We start from the raw sequence: 20,911 nt of genomic DNA, 5'->3' as shown, positions 1-20,911 counted from the left end.
AAAAAGCAAAACTGGTTCAATGCGTCTCGCCCGGCCGGGCTTCTCCAGTCGGTTAGGCTTGGACCTTTTGCTTTTTTATGACCGCTCGGGATATTGGGGTTGAAGGGTAATTCCACAGACTTTTTCGCTTGATCCTACAAGAGCTTGGTATTAAGAGGAAAAATCAATACGCTTTCGTGAGGCGCATAAGAAACGATGGTAGTGCCTCTGGCGAAACTTTTGTAGTCTCATTCTGCTAAAATCAGCCACAAATTGCCATAATGATGCATGGCACTGGCTTTTTTGAGCGCTTCATCGCCCACACCCATATACACATCTACATGGCCGGGGCCTTTAATGGCGCCGCCCTTGTCCTGGGCTGTCACAATCGTAAAGTCATGCCTTAGCAGCTTGCCGCTTTCGTCCAGCACAGGCAAGCGGGCCAGCAAAACAGCGCCCAGCGGAATAAACTGTGTGTCCACTGCAATGGAATGCTCTGGGGTAAGCGGGAAGCCATAGGCCCCTTTTGGCTCCTCCTTGACAGGCGCCAGGAAGGTGTAAGACTGGTTCTTGTAAAGAATAGTCTCAAGACTGTCGGGGTTTTGTTCAAACCAATTCCTGATGCTCTGCAACGAAATGTCGCTCTCTGAAATGTGTCCCTGTGCAATCATGTATTTGCCCAGGCTGGAATAGGGCAGCCCGTTTTGTCCATTAAAAGCCAAAAACTGTAGCGAACCGTCGGGAAAGGCAGCATAACCAGAGCCCTGCACTTGCAGGAAGTAATTTTCGAGAAGACTGGACGTCCAGGCTACTTCAAGGCCTTTGTTTTTCAAAGCACCCTGGCCGTCTATCTGTTTTCGGGTAAGGGGTTTTTGGCCGGATTCCGAAGGTTTTTTGTATATCGGGTATTTGTATTTCTCAGTAGCTATTGGGCTGGCATCCAACACGGGGGTAAAGTAGGCCGTAAAGTGCACGTTGCCTTTGCCGTCCTCACCTTTGATCTGGTACAGACTGAATGAGGAAGCAGTTGTTGGGTTTTCAATGGATTGGATCAGTGCCCGCAACGTATTTCGAAGCTTTTCGTTGGTTGGTTTCAGGTTTTCGAGGTTGTGATTTTGATCCGGATCCTTCAAAAAGAGGTATCGGTATTGGTTTTTTAAAGACACAATCAGGGCCGAGTCGCTGTGCTCAAGCGCCTGTCGAAGCCCTTCCGAACTTTCTTTCTTGGTGTAAAGTAAAGGCAACGTGGCGGCCGTAATGTCTTTTCCGTTTCCTTCGAAATCGTAGCCGTGACCAATAGCCGTTGGCTTGGATTGGCTGCTGGCCACAAACGGGGAGAAAGTGAGGCTAAGAAAAGTGAGGACGACAAAAGTTAGCCCTGGCAATTTTGACGTCATTATTTCGACAGTAGAAAGGTTTTTAGTTCCGTTAAATTGTCAGCGTTAAGCAAATCAACACCGTTGTTGAGCAACACCTGCCACGAGACCGGATCATCAGGTGTAGCCCAAAGCCTTAGTTTTTTCCCTTCCTTGTGGGCTGCATCGCTCAGCTGCCTGATTTTAAGCCGGATGTCGAACGGAATTTCACCGTTGCCGTTCCAGAAGCCAAGCGACTTGAAGGAGGTGCTTACTACGGGCATTTTATCAGCAGTTATGCCCTGGCCAAGATCGTTGGGCCGGCCATTGAGGCTGACCAGGTTCTCTGGGTCGTTCAATATTGCGCTAATAGGCCTTTCTCCGGAAATGAAGATCGTTAATGGGCCATCCTGCGTTTTTGTTTTGAGCAGATGCTTGTAAGGCTGCAACTGTTCAATGAGCTTGGCGTAGGTGCCTTCGGCGTCGTTTTTAAAGTCGATCATGAGGTAAAATGATCCACCATAGCCCGGATACACCTGCCCATTATTGGCCTTAACAACCTCATCAAGTGGCTGGAGGTAGAGTTCTGTCAAAGTCTTGGTGTTCTTCAATGAAACAGGCTTGTTGTGCGTCACATAAAGCTCGTCTTTGATAAGGAAAATGTCGGCCTCTACACTGGTGAAACCGTTCGAAAGTGCATCGAAGAGCGGCCTGTCATGCTCGTAGTCGTTGTGGGCGTGGGCATTGGGCAAGGGGGTAGTTTGGCCCGGTAACAGGAAACTAATGAAAACGAAAGGCAGGAGGACAAAGAATGCTTTCATATGCCAAAAATAATCAATCCCGGATTATTGAAAGAAAGCTGTCAAGTAGGGCAGGATTTTGGAGGAAAGCAAAGGACGACAGCAATATTAAGAAAGGTTAATCCTTCTTCCCCCTTCCCGAATCTTTCAGGGCTTTGTTGATGATCCATTCTATCTGCCCGTTGGTGCTGCGAAATTCGTCAGCAGCCCACTTCTCAATAGACTTGAGCATCTCTTCGTCAATTCGAATCACAAATGCTTTTTTCTTCCCCATCACAAATTATTTCCCGTTCAGCTTAAATCCTTCCAAAGCATTGAGCATCTCGTCAGGCATGTTAGTTGACAGCAAAATGGTTTTTCCATTGGTAAGCTTCAATTCTACAAAATATTTCCTTGCCATCATGTACGATGCCTTTTTCGTAAAGGGATTGTAGTGCATGCGGCTTTTTCTCATTTTTTGAAACCATTTAGCTTTTTCCACCCGAAAGCTGTCTATTTCTTCGGGAGCAATTTCTTTCCACTTGACGAACGGAGGCATTCTGAAGCGAAACCTGTACTTGTTGATGTCGATTTCGAGTCGCTGGCTGGCTACTAAACTGAACACCAACACAGTGAAAACAAAAGCCCCCGATGCGATGAGCAGATATTTCACCGTAATGTCATTTCCATCACCTCCGGTTGCTTTCAGAGCTTCCTGATAAGTCAAAACAAGCGGGCCAACAATTGCGCCAATAGACGTGAGGGCCAAAAATATAAGCAGGCCCCGGTCTATTCTTTGCGTTTCTCTAAACTCCGTCATTACCGTATCCTTTCAAGCAAAACCACATACCCTCCGTGGTCATTGGTAAAATTGACCACTCTCCAACCGGTAGCCACCATTTCATTCAACTTTTTTTCAAACTTCTCCAGGTTTTCGAAAGCACCTTTTTTTAGAAATTTATACTTGTCCATGAGTTTATGTTTAATGATTTAACGTGCCTGTATTAATCACCGGGCTGGTGTCTTTGTCGGAGCACAGCACCACCATCAGGTTGCTGACCATCGCAGCCTTTTTGTCTTCGTCCAGGTCAATGATCTGTTTTTTCGACAGTTCCGCAAGTGCCGCTTCTACCATGCCCACAGCTCCTTCCACAATTTTGAATCTGGCTGCAACAATAGCTGTCGCTTGTTGGCGCTTTAGCATCGCCTGGGCAATCTCTTCTGCATAGGCCAGGTAACCAATTCTCGCTTCGAGTACTTCAATGCCAGCAATGTCGAGCCTCTCCTCCAACTCTTTTTCAAGGTTGTGATTCACTTCTTCGAGGCCTGACCTGAGTGAAACTTCCTCTTCATGGTCGTCGAAATTGTCGTAAGGATAGCGACCGGCCAGCTTTCTCACAGCCGCATCAGTTTGCACACGCACAAAACTCACATAGTCATCTACTTCAAAGGCGGCTTTGAAAGTCTCTTTCACTTTCCAAACAAGGATCACGCTGATCATCACAGGGTTGCCCAGCTTATCGTTCACTTTCAGTCTTTCGCTGTCGAAGTTGCGGGCACGCAGAGAAATTTTTTGCTTTTGATACAATGGGTTAACAAAGAAGAAACCATTGTTCTTCACCGTACCCTTGTATTCACCAAACAGGGTAAGCACTCTCGACTCATTGGGGTTCACAAAAAAGAAACCGGGAGTCATCACAATAGCCAGCACGACAAAAATGGCTGACAAAGGCATGCGGGCAACGGCCAGCCCAAGGATGCCACCGACGAGAAAAATCAGGAATAATGCAATCATAGGATAGCCGGATGTAGGTTTGTTAATCTTTTCAGTGTCCATATCAGAATGATTTAATATGATATTAATTTGATATCAATATACGACAAAGTTTTAGAATGGTTGCAGTCAGGTGAAATAATTATTGAGAAGTGAACGAAGCGAAGGGCTGGTAAATAAGCCCCGACAGGCTAAATATTGAACAGCAGGGCCGTTATTAGGGCAACAGCAGCCACAGCAAAAATTGTCAGCAGGGCCTTCCAGATAAACCTGAACCAGTCGTCGTAAGCAACACCGGCCGCAGCAATCACTGCCATGAGTGTGCCGTTGGTGGGGGTGATAAGGTCAGTGAGGCTGGCACCATACTGGTAGGCCAACACCACAATTTGGCGTGACATGCCTGTGAGGTCAGCAATGGGTGCCAGTAGTGGCATGGTAAGCATGGCCTGCCCGGAAGTACTGGGAACAGGAATGTGTATGATGACGTGAGAGATCATCATGCCCACAGCTGTGATCATTTGTGGGAGGCCATCCAGCGGCGAGAACAGGGCATGTACGATGGTATCAACGATCAGACCCTCCTGCATTATCAGAAAAATAGCCCTGGCAAATCCTACTACCACACAGGCGAATACCATGTCTCGGAAGCCGTCAGTATACGCCTCTCCGGTGCCGTTGAACCCCAATTTCCCAATGACACCAGCAGTAATTCCCAGGGCAAAAAATGGGGCAGCCATTTGCAGAAAATCCCATTCCAGCGTCACGGCTCCATAGATCATGACCCCAAACGTTACCAGCAGAAGGGACAAGATAGCCACAGACCTGAGCGACAACCCGGGAGACGGGGATGCCGGGTTCATTGTGCTGCCTGCTTTTGATTTTCCGTACATCAGCACAAAGAAAATCCAGACAGCTAGTGCAATGACCGTAAAAACGATTCGGAACAGGCTATCGGAGAATGGCTCCACGCCAGCTACCTTTTGGGCAATTAACACAACGAAAGGATTGGACGGACCAAACGATCCCCCAATATTGGCGCTCCCGAAGCTTATCGCCACAGCGGCCTCTTTGGTGTAGCCGGTTTTGGCGGTGAGCAATAATACGATGGGCATCATGGCGATCACTTCTTCTGCAAGGCCATTCAGCACGCCTCCAACACAAAAAACGACGCCAACGAATACCATCAGGGCCATTTCGGCATTCTTAAATTTGGTCACCAGCCAGCCCAGGGCTTCATTGAAGGCTCCTGTTTTTTCAATCACATAAAAGCAGCCACCCAAAATAAGAATGAAAGCAATGACGTCGGCGCTGCTCACAATGCCTTTGGGGATGGCCACCAGCATGTCAAAGAAGGCGACAGGTTGATTTTCGATGGTATGATAACTTCCCTGTACCACCACGTCCCTTCCAGTTGCTTCGTCTGGCACTCGGTCATACTGCCCAGCGGGAACCAGCCAGGTCATGACAGCAGCTGCAGCGATAAACAAAAGCATGATCATGATAGGATGCGGGAAGTTACGCTTCATGGGTCGGTCGTTAGAACCTTCAATATAAGAATTAGCAAGTAAGAAATAGGAGTTGCTGAGATCACTTTGGCCGTTCTTTACTTGCTGGGTAAAGTTTCCGCCGGAATAGGCATTTCGGATAGCTGTTTTACCTTTGCAGTCAAATAGCAACTATGAACCTGCCTCGGATCAAGCCATTTGCCTACAAAACCGCCGAACAATATTACTTCAGGCTTTCTCTGATTTTCTACGTGCTTGCGGCGGCTCCCATGGTACCTTTTATCATCGTTTATCTTCAAATGCAAGATGGAGCAGTGACGCCTCCTTTTGGGAGTGAACTTAATTCGACGATTACAGCCATACTGGCCGTGCTTGCTTTTGGCAATGTGGTGCTGGGCATGCGGCTTTACAAACAGGAAATTCAGCCTCTGAAGTCACTGACCTCACTTCGTGACAGGCTTGACCTGTTTCTCCATGCTTCGATTGTTCAGTATAGCTGCATGGAAGCAGCCTCCATCATGGCAGTGGCTGGCCTCTACCTTACCCGTATGACATTTTTTGTGCTGCTTTACCTGGGTATGCTGATCATTTTTGCGCAGGTGAGGCCAGAAATGCGCAGAATTAGCAAACAGTTGAAGATGACGAAAGAAGAAGAGGATATCGTTTATCAAAAAAAGGAAATCGACTGAGCTGTAACCACAGGTAGAAAATTGAGTAACCACCGAAACTCAATCCTGTCATGGTCAAAAACTACTTCACTATCGCATTGCGGGTTCTTCGCAGAGACCGGCTCTTTTCCATTGTCAACATTCTCGGTCTTTCTGTCGGACTGACAACTGTGCTTTTCATTTTTTTGTGGGTGAAGTACGAACTCTCGTTTGATAAGTTCCATGAAGAGATCGAAAACATCTACTACGTGTATGAGCATCAGGAATACTCCAACGGCCAGAGCTTTTACTCCTATGTCACTCCCGGGCCGCTTGCGCCAGCGTTGCAGGAAAGGTATTCTGAAATAGAAGGGGCAGTACGTTTTACCTGGGCCAACTTCACCGTCAAGGTCGGAGATGTGCTGGTGAATGAAGACCAGGTATACATGACTGATCAGAGCTTCTTTGATGTTTTCTCCTTTCCGGTTTTGAGAGGAAAAAGGGAAACACTTCTCAACGATCCGTCTTCTATCGTTATTACCAGAGACCTGGCCGTCAAATATTTTGGTAGCGACTGGGAGCGGCAAGAGGTGGTTGGCCAGGCGATTCGCCTCGATGACAAGTGGAATGTGGTTGTGAGCGGCGTGGTAGAAAACCCTCCCCGCCAGTCAGGGTTACAGTTTCATGCTGTCGTGCCTTTTCATTTTCTAACCGACAGGTGGGGCAGCTGGATTGAAACCGATTGGGGCTCCAATGCCCTGAGAACTTATGTGAAGCTAGCCAATGGAGCCAATGCGGAGGCGCTCGCCGATGCATTAAGGTATGAGGTAGAAACACACAACGAGGGGTCTAACGTGGAGTTATTTCTTCTGCCTTTTGCGGAGCTGCATCTCACAGCGCTCAATGGTAGGAACGACCCCAAAATCTATTTAAGAATATTTGTGGTGGCGGCTATATTCATCCTGCTCATTGCCTGTATCAACTTCACCAACCTGGCTACAGCCAGAGCAATGAAAAGAGCGAAGGAAATAGGGGTGAGGAAGTCTATTGGCGCTATGAGAAACCAGCTGATCGGGCAATACCTGATGGAGGCACTGGTTCTGGCATTGGTTTCTTCCATTGTGGCCGTTGGCCTGGCCGCTGTGCTGTTGCCCTGGTTCAATCAGGCGTCGGGCAAGCAGCTACTTTGGACGGACGTGGACGCTACATTTGTTGCCGGTCTGGCCACCATTGTCGGCTTTACTGGCATTTTCGCTGGTATTTATCCCGCATTTTATCTCTCATCGTTCAAACCTGTGGAAGTGTTGAAAGGCACTGTGAAGTTACAGGGAGGTCTTTTTCGTAAGGCGTTGGTCATCCTTCAGTTTACCCTGTCAACAGTGCTTATTCTTTCCACGGTGGTGGTGAATAGACAACTCTCTTTTATGAAGAGCAAAGACCTTGGCTACAAACTGGAGAATGTCATTTACCTCGAAATGAAAGGCGACCCTCAGCCAGGCTATAAGGCGTTGCAGGCAAATGCTAACCGTTTTCCCGAAATTTTGAGCCTCACTGTCGCCGATCAGGTGCCTATCAATGGGGGATATTCTACCTCCAATATGGACTGGGAAGGGAAGGATCCTGAATCAGATGTCAACATCTATTTCATTAATACTGGCTACGACTACCTTCAAACGCTGGGCATTGACCTGGCGGCCGGGCGTACACATTCAAGAGAGTTTTCCACTGACACAATGAATGTGGTGATCAACGAAGCCATGGCTGAGCTAATTGGCAGATCACCAGACGAACTTGTGGGGGAAAGGTTCAGGTTGTGGAAAAACGAAGGGAAAATCATTGGTGTGGCAAAGAACTATCATTTTGAAAAAATGAATGCTAAAATTAGCCCGCAGGTTATTTCATTGAGCCCGAGAAGAAGTAACAACGTGATGGTGAGAATATCAGGCGCCAATTTGCAGCAGTCGCTGGCAAGTGTGCGAACCATTTGGGAAGAGGCAGTACCTGACCAGCCTTTCGACTACTCGTTTATGGATCAGGAGTTTAATGAGGTCTACGAAAAAGAGACACAGGTGAGTCAGCTATTTACATCGTTCTCGGTCATAGCGATACTGATTTCCTGTATTGGGTTGTTTGGACTGGCATCTTTTGTGGCCGCCCAAATGAGAAGAGAAATCGGTTTGAGAAAAGTACTGGGAGCTACCATGCAGCAAATCGTTTTTGCATTTTCGAAAAGATTTCTTGGCTGGGTCATAGTGGCGAATATCATTGGCTTGCCAGTGGGTTATTGGCTAATGAATTTGTGGTTGGAAGAATATGCCTATCGCATCACAGTCCAGCCGATCATGTTAGCGGCGGTGGCATTGCTTACCCTTGGCATTACGCTCACCACCATTTTGTACCAGTCGATCAGCAGCGCTGCAACGAATCCGGCAGATGTGCTGAGGCATGAATGATCAACCGCTGCGGGAGGATGTCTTTTGATTTATTGGCTTGTTGGTTACTTTAGCCATAGTTCGTTTTTTTTGAAAACTAAATGTCGCACTGAGCCTGTCGAAGTGTTTAGGGGAACCGCCTTCGACAGGCTCAGACTGACATTCAGTATGCTGACAAATCTGTTAACCAATAACTCCACCCAATGAACAATCAACTCTGGTTTATGACTTCCGCCTTCGATTACCTGAAGCTGGAGCAAATCATTGACAAGGCCAAAGAAGTAGGCGTGCAGGGGCTCGACCTCTGTGTATTCAGAAGAGACGGCACTCGCCAGGATCATGTGGCTACTCACTTGGACTACGAAGATTTCGGACCGGAGGAGGCTGCAAGAATCATAGATCGTTTTAACACCAGCGGACTTAAGCTTTCTATTGGAGCCTTCGAAAACCTGATAGGCGGAGATGAAGCGGAACGAATAAAAAACCAGAACCACCTGCTCAAACTGATCCGCATTGCCCACTTGCTGGGCGGCGATGAAAACGATGTGAAGGTGGGCACCTTCGTTGGCTACAACCACGAGATGGGCAATACAGAAGGTGGCTTCCAGAAGAATCTCGATGAATACGCCCGCATTTTCTCACCGATTGTGAAATATGCTGAAGACTTGGGAGTAACCATTCTCTACGAAAACTGCCCCATGGAAGGCTGGAGGTCGGAAGGCTTCACCGGCACTTTCAACAACCTCCCCGGTGTGTTGGCGGCCCGCAAGCTCATGTACGAGTTGATTCCCAGCACGGCTCACGGAGAGATTTATGACCCGTCGCACGATGTATGGCAGAACATTGACCCTTCCGAAGTGATTAAAGCCATGGACATCAAGAGGCTGCACCGGATCCATGTGAAGGCTACCAGAAACCTTGATAATACGACCCGTACGCATTGGGGGGCGATGTATCCGATGCAGGCTGTTAACAAGGATTTGGCTGCCAAAGCAGGAATACCCATTCCCGGCCACAGCTGGGACAGGCATAATTACGAAGCCATGATGCCGGGCTTTGGTGGCTCCGACAGCATGGACTGGCGGAAGTTTGTGGATGTGCTGAACGACAGAGGTTTCAATGGCCCTTATGAGATGGAAAACGAAGCCAGTCTTTCCAAAGCCACTGGCAACGAGGGTGCCATTATGCAGGGGTACAAAGCAAGCTTGTTGTTTTTGGCACCTATGTTATGGCAGCTGACCGAGAAGGGCTATGCTTATGATCAAAGTAAAAATGCACCGTTAAAGCAGTTGGCCAGGAAGGATTTGAAGGTTGTGGAGATGAAGGATATTGTTTGAAAGGTTTAAAAGTCGAGTTTGATTTTTTTGAAATTAATTAGAAGGATTGAACATATTGCAAGTGTTCCGGTAAGCCCCAATGCCAGGTCATTTCTGTAGTCAATTAGGAATAACAAACCCAATGCTGTCCCTAAAGGAACAAAATTAACGTAGACTATTTCCAGTTCAAAATCTGGTTTACGCTCCTGCTCATTTTCTCGCCAAATTACCAGATACACCAAAAATATGATCGCATTATATCCGGCAATTCCCCAGGTTAAGTCAGGAGTATACTGTTCAGAAGTACCAAGCGCCACCAGGTCTACCTTTCTAACTGATTCCACATAATCAAAGTCCAGCCACTCAAATTGATAATTTGCAAGACAAATCAAAGTATAAGTGGTAGCGATCAGCAAATGGAACAGACCGCCAAAAATCAGATAGTTTTCGTTTGATATCCTAAGCACATAGACAATTTAGCATTCTTTCTTCAAAAGTTTGGTTCGAGTAAGTGCTCAAAAAAACAACTGCATCTTCCCGTTATGAGTACTGATGTCTGCCTCCATATGATAAGCTGCTTTAATATTTTCTTTGGTCAGCACTTCTTTTTTCGATCCATCCGCTAAAATTTTGCCGTTGCACACCAGCACCACCTTATCGGCAAATCGGGCGGCCAGATTGAGGTCATGCACCACGCCCACCACCACAATGTCCTGCTGCTTGATTAGCTCCATCACTTTGTACATGAAGTCGAACTGGTAGTATACATCGAGAAACGTTAATGGCTCGTCGAGAATGAGGTAGCGGCTGCCTTCCTTTTGTGGATACCAAATCTGCGCCACTACCCTGGCAAAATGTACCCGTTGCTTTTCGCCGCCGCTTAGGGTCATATAATTCCTATCCGACATGGATGCCACGTCGAAGAAGTCCATCGCTTCTTTGCAGGCGGTGAAATCCTTCTGCTCCGGCTGGCCGCTAAAGTGCGGATAGCGCCCCATCATGACCACCTCTTCTACAGTCAGCGGAAAGGCGAGTTCGATATTTTGTGATAACACGGCTCGCCGTTGTGCCAGCGCAGCCACCGAAAACTTGTTGATGTCTTTCCCATCATAGGTGACCGTGCCCTGATCAGCTACATGCTGATTACACAATACCTTAATGAGGGTCGACTTGCCGGCTCCATTGGGGCCAATGATGAGGTTGAGCTTGGCCGGTTCAAAGACTACCGACACATCGTCGAGGAGTGTTTTTTGGCCAATTTTATAAGTGATATTTTTAGCTGCCAGCATGTCAAAAGAAGTAGTTTTTCCTTCGCAGGAGAATGATGAAAATGGGAACGCCAACGACTGAGGTAACAATGCCAATGGGCAGCTCAGCAGGACGCAGCACCATTCGGGCGGTGAGGTCGGCTAGACTAAGGATGATGGCACCCAAAAGGGCGCTGTCTCTGATCAGCACCCTGTTGTCGGAGCCGCTGATCATGCGCAACAGATGAGGCACGATAAGCCCAACAAAGCTGATAACCCCGACAAAAGCGGTCGCTACTGCAATCATCACCACATTAATAGTAAGAATGATCAGCTTCAATCTTCTGATATTGATGCCGAGGTACATGGCTTCTGTTTCTCCAATCATAAGGGCATTGAGGTGTTTGGAGTAGCGCATCGACAGTCCGATGCAAGCAAAGGTAGAGATGCCTACGATAGTCACGGAATGCCAGTTGGCACCGGACAGCGTGCCCATGCCCCAGAAGGTAATCGACCGGGCCTGCGGGTCACGGGCGATGTAGGAGAGGAAGCCAACCCCGCTCATGAACAGGGCATTGATGGCTATGCCAATCAGCAGTAGCACGACGACGGAGCTTTTTCCAGTTTCTTTGGATTCGGAGAGTAGAAAAACCAGGTAGGTAGAGACAACTGCTCCAGCTGAAGCTGCCAATGGCAATGTCCATTCACCGGTATCGAGTTGGAAGGTAGCGCCGAGTACAAAATACAGGGCAGCTCCAAAGGCAGCTCCACTAGAGGTTCCGATAAGCCCTGGCTCTACAATGGGGTTACGAAACAAAGCTTGCATAAGGGTGCCGCCTACTGCCAGGCTAGCACCCACAAGCAGGCAAAGCAAAGCCCGGGGCAGACGGATGTCCATGAAAATTCGCTCATTCAGAGGCATACTACTTGCGTCGGTATCGGCTCCGCTCAGATATTTGCCCAGCGAGGAGCTGATTTCATCAGAGCTGATATTGATGGCCCCAAACCTGGCAGAAAGAAAGGCTGTGATGGCCAGCAGTATCAGCAGAACGAGGAGGACGCCCCGCTTTTTAAAGTTGAGCTTCATCCTGATGAATTAGCTTTTGAAGCATCAGTACATTTTCCCCGGTTCTGGGGCCGATATACACCATGTCATGTTCTTCCACCCGATAAATTCTGTTGTTCTGTGCGGCTTTGGTGCCCGCAATGCCAGGCAGCTCCATGATCTTTTCTGAAGTTCCCAGTCTATCATAGCCAAAGTCGGTGAGGAGGATGACATCGGGGTTGGACGCAGCCACGACCTCAGCAGATAGCTGACGCATGCCCCTTTCGTCATCTACGGCCATTTTGGCACCTGCCCAATTAATCATTTTGGCAGCGGTGCTTTTCTTCGTCATCACCAAAAATACGTTGGATGCCTGACCAAAATGGATTACCAGCACATTCAGTGAATCGGCATAATTGGCCGTGTTATCCAGCGCTAGTTTCATATCGGCATCCAGTTTTTTGCAAAGCGAATCGGCGGCGGCTTCTTTGTGAAAGTACTGTCCCATTTCCTTCATCAACGCCTTGGTGCTTTCAATGTCTTCATCTTTGGTGTCAAACACTTTCATGGGGATTTTAAGATCCTCCAACTGTTTTACGACATGCTCAGGGCCGATATTGTTATCATGAATGATCAAAGTCGGTTTTGCGGCAAGTACGCCTTCAGCGCTCAGCGCCCGGTGGTAACCAACGGTTGGTAGCTCTGTGGCCTCAGGAGGGTAGGTGCTCGAGACATCTACTGCGGCGATGTCCTTCTCTGCTCCAAGTGCAAAAATGATCTCGGTGTACTGCTTGGCAATGCACACGATCCTTTCGGCGTTGTTTGTCTTTTTATCTTCATTGCCAAAGCGCCCACAGCCTGCAAGCAGGAGAGCGACAATGGCTACTAAGTATAGCTTTTTCATAGTTAATCGGATTTAAAAAAGAGAGTAGCGGCGCTCTGGCTGCTACTCTCTAAATGGATTAGAAGGTGTATTTCAGGTTCACACCTCCAAAGAAATTGATTTCGTTGGGAGCTGGGATATAGGCGTCAGGAATCTGGTTTACAAACACCATTTGGTAGTACTGCTCTCCGGTGATGTTATTGGCACCGAAATAAGCATCCAAATTGAAGTGCCCGAAGGATTTCCTGAAGCCTGCTTTGATGTTCAGCAGGCTGTAGGCCTCTGTTTCATTCACTTCATCCGATGTGTAGAACATAGAACTACGGTAGTTGAAATTTAAGTTTCCGTACAAGCCGGGCTTCGTATCTACATCTACGCCAAGATTGAACACCACGGGAGAAACGCCTGCAACAGCATTGCCTGAATACTCGTTGACTATGGTGCTGTCCAGATTGGCTACACTTTTTCCCACGGTTTCGTAGGTGAAATTGTCGTAGGTAAAGTGAGAGTAAGTCAGGTTAACAAAAGGACGCAAGAGCTTCAGGAAACCGGTATTGGAACTCACTACGTTGTAGTTCACCAATACTTCAAGCCCTGTATTGTTCAGGCTGCCGCCATTAACAATGTAAGAGTACAGTGTAGCAGTGTTCCACGGGTTCTGCACGGTTACATTGGTGAACTTGTCCTGGAATTTGGCATTGAAACCTGCGATTGTATAAAACAATCGGTTGTCCATCATGCTTCCTTTGGTGCCGATCTCGATCTGAATGCCTTTCTCCGGCCCCAGGCCTGTGTTGAGCTGGCCCGTGGTTGAAATCAGGATATTGGAGCTAACCGGGGCCTTGTAACCCACAGAGTAAGAAGCATACACCGAGGCCACTTTGCTGATCTTTTTATTGATGGCAAAGTTAGGCGATGCCAGCCCGTTATAGGTGTTTTCATAGGTTTTCAGCCTGGCATTCCCAGGGTGGTCGTTGGTAAGTCCCCAAAGTCGATCTTCCAGGCGCAGCTTCATGTTGCTGATGCCAATGCCTGCTGTGACGCCGATATCCGAAGGTAGCGACAAAGTCCACTGAGTGAAATAGGAGGAGGTGGAGCTTGTCGTCGCCTGATTGCTTCTGATAGCTGTAATGACATTGTAGCCACTCAGGTTGGTGCTGTCAGCGCCCATACCATAGCCAGCTGTAAAGGCCTCCATCTGCTGCATCTCCACGCCTGTAATGCCAGAAAGGGTTACGGCTTCAGATAGTTTGAACTGCTTGTCAAAAGTAGATCGGAAGCCATAATTCAGCGGGGTTTTGTCTGTCCAGCCTCCGGCAGAGCTGTTGTCCATTTCTTGTGCTGAACCGAACAAGGAAGTGGTGTTGGAAACATGGTCGTTGAAATGATAGGTGTGCCCGACGCCTGCTCTGAAGGTTTTAACCGCCGAATGCGCATTGTTGGCGATGTAGCGGCTGTTGCCAGAATAGTCGAAAGTTTCATATTGTTCTTGCGTTAGCTCACCATTTCTCTCATCATAGCTGTCGCTAAAACCCAGGTATGAGGTCATGCTCTGCTTATCGTTCAGCATATAGTCTCCCATCATGTTCACAAAGTTCTTGTGCGACCTGGTGTGAGGCATAAATCCGTCATATTTCTGGTGTCCGTAGTTAATCAGAAACGATGACTTTTCGCCTCCGATGGCCAATCGGGTAGTGGAGCGTTGCAAACCGTAGCTTCCTACCATGAAGTCTTCTCCAATAGAGGTTTGGTCTTTTTCGGCTTTCTGTGTTTGCAGGTTCACAACGCCGGATATTGCCAGCCCATACAAAGTGCCCGAAGGCCCCTTGCTCACCTCCAGGTTACTCACCGAGCCATAGTCAACATCATCCATCACTGTGATGCCCTCGGCGTCGGTAATCGGAATCCCGTTCAGGTACATCTTCACCCCCTGAGAGTCGAAGTTACTGCTAATACCACGGAAGCCCATTCCGCTGCCGTAGCCTCTGATATTGATCTGCTGACCACCCGAGATCGTTCTTCTTTCCATAAACACACCGGGAACGCTGGTATTGATAGCGTCATCGAAAAAAAGACCTGTTGACCGCTTAAGCTCCTGGCTGCCCAGCTTCACAATAGAGATGGGCTGCTCAAGTAGTGATCGGTTGGGGTTTGAAAGAGCCGTAACTTCCACTTCCTGGAGACTTTTTGTTGAAGAAATCAGTGAAATGACAAGCTCAGTGGCGCAGTCTGCTGTTTTTGAAAAGGTTTCATAGCCTACGTAGCTTACCCGAACGATGGCTGAACCTGCGCAATCAACCGAGAACTCTCCGTTGTCATTAGTGGTTGTTCTCCCTTTTCCGTCAATTTCAATAGTAGCAGCTGCCAGCGGAGCGTTGGTCGATGCATCAACCACCTTTCCTTTTAGCTGCCCATTCTGAGCCAATGACGCATACGTCACCAGCATACTCAATGTGAGTAAAAATATGTGTCTCATTATTTATCTGTTTGTTTATTCTGAATAATCACAGGCATAGCACTCCTGTATCTTTGCTACAGAAAAGATGCAATACCCTCGTTCACTAAGAAATGGCTAAACAGATTTTGGGGGTGGGCCTACCAGTTCGATGCATGGTGAGGAATAGAAATGAGCAAATGATGAGTCGATGGTAGATTTTGGAACAAGTATCCCGTAAGTGAACAACTTTTCGGAGGCTGAAAATTTAAGTGACTTGACCGTTTTGGTGACCTTTCTTGTGGTTTTGCTAATGGGGCCACTGTCGTCGTCCATGTGTTTTCGCACCAGCTCGTCCAGCATCACAAGGTTGGTTTCTTTCACATCGTTGATGCAGAAGTAGTAAACCGAATCAGCTACTACTTCCCTGCGAACGATGTCGTACATTTGACCTTTGAAGCGGAATTCTCTTCCTTCTTCTTCCCACTCGAGGTTAGGTATTTGATCAACTGCGAAAGAGAGCTTGTGAAGCTTATCATCAGGTACTCCAGCCTCGATCTGCTCTTTTACTTCCCGTCGTATTATGAACTGCTGAACCTCGAATATGGTGCATATACCAAAATAATTGAACAGAAAGCTAAACAGGAATACGTAAGCACAGTTTCGCTTCGCTATGTCATTGGGCAATGTCATCTTTAGTTAGCTAAACTCCATTTTCTGCACCTGTGCCATTCAATTAGAAGCAATAAATTTAGGTCATTTCTCTCCGACATCTGAAGGCCATCCGGCGATTTGTTACAAGTGGACGTTGGGTGCAGTTCTTCGACACAATGGGTTGACAGATGGGGGTGCCATACTCCTGAAGACAGAGGGGAGGTAGTTAATTGCCATCTCCATGAAAGCACCGGAAAATCACTCTTCCGGTGCATGGGAACTTATGTCATCAACATTAAAACTTTCTGTAAGGTGCCTCCAGCAGCTTGTTCGCAGCTGCTTCTGCAAATTTTTGGTCTTTGTTGTTCCAATTCAGGGTTTGATCGGGAAAGCGGTTGGCCACTACGCCCAAAAGGATGGCCTCCGTTAATCGGGCAGCGTAAGAGAACGGCGCACTGGTCTTGTCCTTGCCGAGGCAGGCGTCCACGAATTGGTGGTAATGATCTGCTTTAGGGAGGTCAGGAAAATCAACCTTCTCATATTTGCCGTCAACAATCAATTTTGGATAGTCGATATGAGGCAAAAGTAGTCTACCCTTTTCACCAATAAACATAGCGCCCTGATCCGGAAGTTTATCGGTACCCGGCATGGCAAGCTCTTCATGGCTGTCAGGCGCATCCACTCCGTCGTACCACACCCACTTGAAGTTGTCGGTGGTAAATTTTGTGGCAGGGAATTCGTACGTCACCACGTTCTTTTCCGGGTGGCCAAAGCCTGTTGGCTTTCGGCAACTTGTGGTGATGGTCTTAGGCACGTCGAGCGCCAGTGCGGTGTAGGGGGTGTCGAAAATGTGAACGCCCATGTCGCCCAGGGTGCCGCAGCCGTAGTCCACTATTTTTCTCCAGTTGCCAGGGTGGTAGTAGCCTTCTTTGTAGGCTCTTTCAGGTGCCGTTCCCAGCCAGAGGTTCCAGTCCAGTGTGGTTGGCACAGTGTCGCTGCCTGTTGGTGCAGGACCGTCGAAGCCCCAGTTTTTGTTGGACCACGCCCTTACGGTCTGTACTTTCCCGATAATGCCTGACTGGATCAGGTCAACAGTGCCACGGTACTGATTCCAGGAGTGAATCTGTATACCCATTTGGGTAATCAGCTTGTTGTCTTCGGCCATCTTGCGCATGGCCCTGGCTTCTGACACGTGGTGGGTGAGGGGCTTCTGACAATAAACAGGCTTACCCATTTGCATCGCCAGCATGGATGCGGGCGCATGGGTGTGGTCAGGCGTTGACACGATCACAGCGTCAATGCTTTTCCCAATTTCGTCAAAGAGTCTTCTGTAGTCCGAAAATACTTTGGCGCCTTTATGAAGTTTATTGGCGGCCTTCAGGTTGTTGGCGTCTACATCGCAAAGGGCAGTTACGTCGACCAGCTTGTGCGATGAGATCGACTTGAGGTCTTCGCCACCCATGCCTCCTACGCCAATGTGGGCAGTTCTTAGCCGGTCGACCTTGACCCTGGCCCAGGAGGAAGAGGACAAGAAAGCGATAGAGGAGGCAGCTAGTGCAGTATTTTTGAGGAAGAGTCTTCTTTTCATGAGAGTACAATTTGTTTCAACACCCTAATTTTGGTTTTTTAATTGGTTTATCCATCATCAAGGCCATCATGTTATTAAATAATCGACAGTCCGGCGTTGACACTTCTCGTTTTGGCAATAATTGAATGGAATCCGGTTAATTTACCGGATACACGTAATAACTTTGTGTACATCCCTTGCAGGGCATCGCCCAATTTCTCAATGACTGAGCGAAGCGTTTGCAGGCCACTTTGGTGAGAGGAAGCTTTTGCTCCCTAGGTTGGTGCCTACTCTATCTTCCTTCCCAGCCTCTCCGCCTGCGCTATTATCTTGGCGTATACTGCTTTCCCTTTGCTCAGCTCTTCCAGCACAACCTTCTTTTGGTCGGCTTCATAGAAAAGACCCTTTGTTTCTACCCATTCGGCCAACCGGTCGATGATGGCAATGAATCTTTGTGCTGGTTCGGCGTAGCCAGCGGGCCTGCCTTCAAAGTCAACATACACCGGATTTGAGTGAGCTCCCCCACACCTAATGGCCAGCCAGCCGGAGTCTTCCAGCGTAATTTTTGTAACCTTATCAGTAGTGCTGGCAATCATTTTGCCGTTGAAGACAATCTCTACGGGCACATTTCCTTTGGGAGTGAGCGCCTCTGTCATCACCTCAAAGGTTGCTGGCGTTTTGCCTGTTTTCAACACACTTCCCGGCTGCTCGGCATTCACTGTGAAAAAGAGCATAGGGCCGTTGGTGATAAAGCTTTTTCCTTGCTGCAAGCCTTTTCGCCAGTTGTCTAATGTGAAGGGCTCGTCTTCCAGGTTCACATACACCCTTGGCGTATCTTTGATGATCCAGTCGGGCCCGGCGGTGGCCGGTATTCTGAAGCCACAATTGAGGATGTCGTACCAGATATCCTGCTGCCCTCCGTTGCCGGCTATTTCTGCCATTTGGATCTTGCCCAATGCAATATCAACCGGCATCTCAAATCCCGAGGAAGGCCAGGGCGTTTTGATTTGGTCTGTGCCTTTGAAGTTTCCAAAATGGGCGGCAATGGTGGTGGCGCCCTGCTCGATGGCTTCATCCAGAATATAAGAATTGGGTGGATAATCGGGGCCGCCCAGCTCACCTACAGCACCAGAGCTAATAGGTTGAATCAGTTCATTCAGCCCCAGAAAGGCCAGATGACCATAGGGGTTGTTTCGAAACTCTTCTCCATAGGTGATCAAATGCTCCGCTGTACTAAACGCCTTCCTTTCGCCCATGGGAAATTCGTTGGCATAAATGGCGTGCGTTTCCCACTCGCCTTTCAGGGTGAGGATGGCTGACACATTGAGGTCTTCACTTTTGGAAATCAAAGGCCAGTATTGACTGAATTGAACTGGTATGCCTACGTCGGTGGTGTGGATGTGCGTTTGGCCAGAGTACCAGCCCAACTCAGGCATGTTGATCCATCGTTCCATGGCAACATCTATAACGCCACTTTCGGGCACCTTCACCGTCACTGGGTTGTACTCAAAGCCATGATAGATAGTGGCTGTTTTTCCAGCAGGGGACACGCCGAGCTCTGCTTTGCCGTCGATGTAGAAGTATGGCCCTGGCTGATATTCCCAAAAAATGGATCTCCAGCCATCGTTTTCGTTTCGGCCTACAGCGTAGGAAGGCCCTTTAATGGGCGTCCAATAGCTTTTGTTTGCAGCGTCTTTCACCTCAATGCGAGTGGCCAGCGGTTGGCCGCTAAGCTTATCTGTAATCGTGAATTTGATTCCTTCTTTAAATGGAACATCCCTTTTGGCGGGTGACCGCCCGGGCGCTGGAAGCACTACCTTGTACGCATTATTGGCAGGGAGCAACGAAAATGGAGGATCCTGCATGGGGATACCCTGCATCCGTATGGTGGCTGACGCCATGTTTCCAAGACTATCGCTCATTTGGATGGTTTGAGTCAATGCCTTCTCAGTGAGCGGCGTGCAAACGGCAAAGGTGTAGCCAATTGACTCCGGAGCCAGGGTGATGGTCTTATTCCAAAACAATATCTCATCGCTCAAATCGGCTTTCATGACTAGTTCTGTGGCCATGCTCCGGCGATTTTCAATTTCGATAACCACTACTTTGAAATGCCCGACTTGCACATTTACTACCGGTGCTTCTGACGAGCTTTTGATCGACTGGTCAATCACCACATTTAACGAAGGACCTTTCCGGGCCATTCCGGCAAAGTAGGCTCGACATTCTTCCAAAAGGTGCTTTTGCTTAGCTCTGGTTGCACCTATTTGCTTCATCACCTTGCTGTCGACCATTAGCAGGTTTTGCTCATCGGTCAGCTCACGGATCTGCCACGATGCTACCCTAAGCTCATCCCAGATATTGAACAACCGTGCCGCAGCTGGGTCGTCAATCCTCAGGAGTTGTATGGCCATGAGGTAATCGTTCAGTTCTGCCAGCACGGGGTCGGAGTGCCTTGGGTGTGCTTCCGTGGGAGTGTTAGTGTTAAAACAAAAAACAAAAAGGAACAGTAGTACAGGAGTAGGCTTTGCCATAGTTGAGAGATGCTTGACTTTGGGTGTTCAATAAAAATAGAAAAAATTGACGGACTCTCGGCCATCAGTTCTTCTGCCATTTGCAGAATTGACAAAACGGCAATCCTGAAGCTATTGCTACAGCATTCGGTTATAACCGCTCGCTCAAAAACTCCAAAGGATGATGAAAGTACTTTCTCAAGTCCTCTCTGGTATAGCAAACCAATGTATATGAAGAAAAATGCCTTTCTGGTTTCGTTCTGTCTTTTTGGAGAGGAATTGGTGCCACTTTCAATACTTCAAAATGAAAGTGGTCAAACTGCCAGCCATATTTATCCAGCTCCATTGTGTTCATGAACCGTGCTATCGGTCTATCGGGGGTTACTGGTTGATAAAGCTCTACCTCAATACCAGCTATGTGTTCGTAGAGAGTCCAAAATTTTCCCCTTTCATCCTGATGTTCAATAATTAGTTGGGCATATGGCCCGTCTGTTCGTTTGCTGATAATCACGCCTTCCATGATGGAGAAAATGGGTTCATTGATATAGTTGCCTGAAGGTCTTTTGATATCAATGCCAGTGTGATAGTGCGCGGGAATGCCGGGTCTTTCATTTCTCAGCAAGCCGAATTCGCCAATGTCGGTCAGCACTATGGAATTCGTTGAACTTCGGTCGATCGCTTGGAGAGGTATAAAAAGGTTGCCTTCACTTCTGAGTAAAGCGAAAACTGATAGTAGCACGGATAGACTGATATTTGATACGGTATTCATTGTTTCTATTATCAA

General features: G+C 48.0%; 19 protein-coding genes. 3 read left to right on the top strand and 16 right to left on the bottom strand.

Going from position 1 to position 20,911, the window contains the following annotated elements; translation table 11 throughout:
- Positions 1-227: 227 nt before the first annotated feature.
- From mltA to ACMVP2_RS05675, 7 genes are all read right to left on the bottom strand, one after another.
- Complete coding sequence (gene mltA / locus ACMVP2_RS05705) at positions 228-1,376, bottom strand: murein transglycosylase A (protein ID WP_416867012.1); 1,149 nt, start codon at positions 1,374-1,376, stop codon at positions 228-230.
- Positions 1,376-2,155, bottom strand: coding sequence for a phosphatidylinositol-specific phospholipase C/glycerophosphodiester phosphodiesterase family protein (locus ACMVP2_RS05700; protein ID WP_416867011.1), 780 nt, complete (start codon positions 2,153-2,155; stop codon positions 1,376-1,378). The genes mltA and ACMVP2_RS05700 overlap by 1 nt, the downstream gene beginning before the upstream one ends.
- 97 nt (positions 2,156-2,252) lie before the next feature.
- Complete coding sequence (locus ACMVP2_RS05695) at positions 2,253-2,408, bottom strand: Arc family DNA-binding protein (protein WP_151997859.1); 156 nt, start codon at positions 2,406-2,408, stop codon at positions 2,253-2,255.
- Between the two features lie 6 nt (positions 2,409-2,414).
- On the bottom strand, positions 2,415-2,933 hold the full coding sequence (locus tag ACMVP2_RS05690) for a hypothetical protein (protein WP_151997860.1): 519 nt from the start codon (positions 2,931-2,933) through the stop codon (positions 2,415-2,417).
- Positions 2,933-3,085: a hypothetical protein gene (locus ACMVP2_RS05685; protein WP_339787255.1), complete on the bottom strand. Its 153-nt coding sequence runs from the start codon at positions 3,083-3,085 to the stop codon at positions 2,933-2,935. Before ACMVP2_RS05685 ends, ACMVP2_RS05690 begins: the two co-directional genes overlap by 1 nt.
- A 10-nt stretch (positions 3,086-3,095) precedes the next feature.
- A complete protein-coding gene (locus ACMVP2_RS05680; RefSeq protein ID WP_339787253.1) occupies positions 3,096-3,950 on the bottom strand; it encodes an SPFH domain-containing protein in 855 nt (284 codons plus the stop codon).
- 128 nt (positions 3,951-4,078) lie between these two features.
- Positions 4,079-5,413: a YfcC family protein gene (locus tag ACMVP2_RS05675; protein ID WP_416867010.1), complete on the bottom strand. Its 1,335-nt coding sequence runs from the start codon at positions 5,411-5,413 to the stop codon at positions 4,079-4,081.
- 152 nt (positions 5,414-5,565) lie between these two features.
- Here ACMVP2_RS05675 and ACMVP2_RS05670 point away from each other — a divergent pair, with 152 nt between their 5' ends.
- The 3 genes from ACMVP2_RS05670 (at position 5,566) to ACMVP2_RS05660 (ending at position 9,808) form a co-directional block, all read left to right on the top strand.
- Entirely contained in the window at positions 5,566-6,081 is a 516-nt protein-coding gene (locus ACMVP2_RS05670) for a hypothetical protein (RefSeq protein ID WP_339787247.1), read from the top strand.
- 50 nt (positions 6,082-6,131) lie between these two features.
- A complete protein-coding gene (locus ACMVP2_RS05665; RefSeq protein WP_416867009.1) occupies positions 6,132-8,492 on the top strand; it encodes an ABC transporter permease in 2,361 nt (786 codons plus the stop codon).
- A gap of 182 nt (positions 8,493-8,674) precedes the next feature.
- Positions 8,675-9,808 carry a sugar phosphate isomerase/epimerase family protein gene (locus ACMVP2_RS05660; protein WP_416867008.1) on the top strand — a complete coding sequence of 378 codons (1,134 nt, stop codon included), beginning with the start codon at positions 8,675-8,677 and terminating at the stop codon, positions 9,806-9,808.
- 5 nt (positions 9,809-9,813) lie between these two features.
- On the opposite strand, the gene ACMVP2_RS05655 is transcribed toward ACMVP2_RS05660, so the two are convergent.
- The 9 genes from ACMVP2_RS05655 to ACMVP2_RS05615 form a co-directional block, all read right to left on the bottom strand.
- Positions 9,814-10,254, bottom strand: coding sequence for a hypothetical protein (locus tag ACMVP2_RS05655; protein ID WP_339787238.1), 441 nt, complete (start codon positions 10,252-10,254; stop codon positions 9,814-9,816).
- 48 nt (positions 10,255-10,302) lie between these two features.
- Complete coding sequence (locus tag ACMVP2_RS05650) at positions 10,303-11,076, bottom strand: heme ABC transporter ATP-binding protein (RefSeq protein ID WP_339787235.1); 774 nt, start codon at positions 11,074-11,076, stop codon at positions 10,303-10,305.
- A 1-nt stretch (position 11,077) separates the two neighbouring features.
- Positions 11,078-12,121 carry an iron ABC transporter permease gene (locus ACMVP2_RS05645; protein WP_339787232.1) on the bottom strand — a complete coding sequence of 348 codons (1,044 nt, stop codon included), beginning with the start codon at positions 12,119-12,121 and terminating at the stop codon, positions 11,078-11,080.
- On the bottom strand, positions 12,105-12,983 hold the full coding sequence (locus tag ACMVP2_RS05640) for a heme/hemin ABC transporter substrate-binding protein (protein ID WP_339787229.1): 879 nt from the start codon (positions 12,981-12,983) through the stop codon (positions 12,105-12,107). Before ACMVP2_RS05640 ends, ACMVP2_RS05645 begins: the two co-directional genes overlap by 17 nt.
- A gap of 58 nt (positions 12,984-13,041) precedes the next feature.
- A complete protein-coding gene (locus ACMVP2_RS05635) occupies positions 13,042-15,438 on the bottom strand; it encodes a TonB-dependent receptor (protein ID WP_416867007.1) in 2,397 nt (798 codons plus the stop codon).
- A gap of 96 nt (positions 15,439-15,534) precedes the next feature.
- Entirely contained in the window at positions 15,535-16,089 is a 555-nt protein-coding gene (locus tag ACMVP2_RS05630; protein ID WP_339787225.1) for a hypothetical protein, read from the bottom strand.
- 256 nt (positions 16,090-16,345) lie between these two features.
- Positions 16,346-17,638 (bottom strand): Gfo/Idh/MocA family protein, encoded by a 1,293-nt coding sequence (locus ACMVP2_RS05625; RefSeq protein WP_416867006.1) that lies wholly within the window; start codon positions 17,636-17,638, stop codon positions 16,346-16,348.
- 266 nt (positions 17,639-17,904) lie between these two features.
- Positions 17,905-20,148 carry a CehA/McbA family metallohydrolase gene (locus ACMVP2_RS05620; RefSeq protein ID WP_416867005.1) on the bottom strand — a complete coding sequence of 748 codons (2,244 nt, stop codon included), beginning with the start codon at positions 20,146-20,148 and terminating at the stop codon, positions 17,905-17,907.
- A 130-nt stretch (positions 20,149-20,278) separates the two neighbouring features.
- On the bottom strand, positions 20,279-20,896 hold the full coding sequence (locus tag ACMVP2_RS05615; RefSeq protein ID WP_416867004.1) for a M23 family metallopeptidase: 618 nt from the start codon (positions 20,894-20,896) through the stop codon (positions 20,279-20,281).
- Between the last annotated feature and the right edge of the window lie 15 nt (positions 20,897-20,911).

Origin of the sequence: Imperialibacter sp. (assembly GCF_048007035.1) — a bacterium.
Lineage (GTDB): Bacteria > Bacteroidota > Bacteroidia > Cytophagales > Cyclobacteriaceae > Imperialibacter.
Note: the sequence above shows the minus strand (reverse complement) of the source record. Positions and strands in the feature narration are given on the sequence as shown.

What these genes read in the sequence shown, in the direction of transcription:
- mltA (WP_416867012.1), bottom strand. Translation starts at nt 1,376, where the DNA reads ATGACGTCAAAATTGCCAGGGCTAACTTTTGTCGTCCTCACTTTTCTT.
- ACMVP2_RS05700 (WP_416867011.1), bottom strand. Translation starts at nt 2,155, where the DNA reads ATGAAAGCATTCTTTGTCCTCCTGCCTTTCGTTTTCATTAGTTTCCTG.
- ACMVP2_RS05695 (WP_151997859.1), bottom strand. Translation starts at nt 2,408, where the DNA reads ATGGGGAAGAAAAAAGCATTTGTGATTCGAATTGACGAAGAGATGCTC.
- ACMVP2_RS05690 (WP_151997860.1), bottom strand. Translation starts at nt 2,933, where the DNA reads ATGACGGAGTTTAGAGAAACGCAAAGAATAGACCGGGGCCTGCTTATA.
- ACMVP2_RS05685 (WP_339787255.1), bottom strand. Translation starts at nt 3,085, where the DNA reads ATGGACAAGTATAAATTTCTAAAAAAAGGTGCTTTCGAAAACCTGGAG.
- ACMVP2_RS05680 (WP_339787253.1), bottom strand. Translation starts at nt 3,950, where the DNA reads ATGGACACTGAAAAGATTAACAAACCTACATCCGGCTATCCTATGATT.
- ACMVP2_RS05675 (WP_416867010.1), bottom strand. Translation starts at nt 5,413, where the DNA reads ATGAAGCGTAACTTCCCGCATCCTATCATGATCATGCTTTTGTTTATC.
- ACMVP2_RS05670 (WP_339787247.1), top strand. Translation starts at nt 5,566, where the DNA reads ATGAACCTGCCTCGGATCAAGCCATTTGCCTACAAAACCGCCGAACAA.
- ACMVP2_RS05665 (WP_416867009.1), top strand. Translation starts at nt 6,132, where the DNA reads ATGGTCAAAAACTACTTCACTATCGCATTGCGGGTTCTTCGCAGAGAC.
- ACMVP2_RS05660 (WP_416867008.1), top strand. Translation starts at nt 8,675, where the DNA reads ATGAACAATCAACTCTGGTTTATGACTTCCGCCTTCGATTACCTGAAG.
- ACMVP2_RS05650 (WP_339787235.1), bottom strand. Translation starts at nt 11,076, where the DNA reads ATGCTGGCAGCTAAAAATATCACTTATAAAATTGGCCAAAAAACACTC.
- ACMVP2_RS05645 (WP_339787232.1), bottom strand. Translation starts at nt 12,121, where the DNA reads ATGAAGCTCAACTTTAAAAAGCGGGGCGTCCTCCTCGTTCTGCTGATA.
- ACMVP2_RS05640 (WP_339787229.1), bottom strand. Translation starts at nt 12,983, where the DNA reads ATGAAAAAGCTATACTTAGTAGCCATTGTCGCTCTCCTGCTTGCAGGC.
- ACMVP2_RS05635 (WP_416867007.1), bottom strand. Translation starts at nt 15,438, where the DNA reads ATGAGACACATATTTTTACTCACATTGAGTATGCTGGTGACGTATGCG.
- ACMVP2_RS05630 (WP_339787225.1), bottom strand. Translation starts at nt 16,089, where the DNA reads ATGACATTGCCCAATGACATAGCGAAGCGAAACTGTGCTTACGTATTC.
- ACMVP2_RS05625 (WP_416867006.1), bottom strand. Translation starts at nt 17,638, where the DNA reads ATGAAAAGAAGACTCTTCCTCAAAAATACTGCACTAGCTGCCTCCTCT.
- ACMVP2_RS05620 (WP_416867005.1), bottom strand. Translation starts at nt 20,148, where the DNA reads ATGGCAAAGCCTACTCCTGTACTACTGTTCCTTTTTGTTTTTTGTTTT.
- ACMVP2_RS05615 (WP_416867004.1), bottom strand. Translation starts at nt 20,896, where the DNA reads ATGAATACCGTATCAAATATCAGTCTATCCGTGCTACTATCAGTTTTC.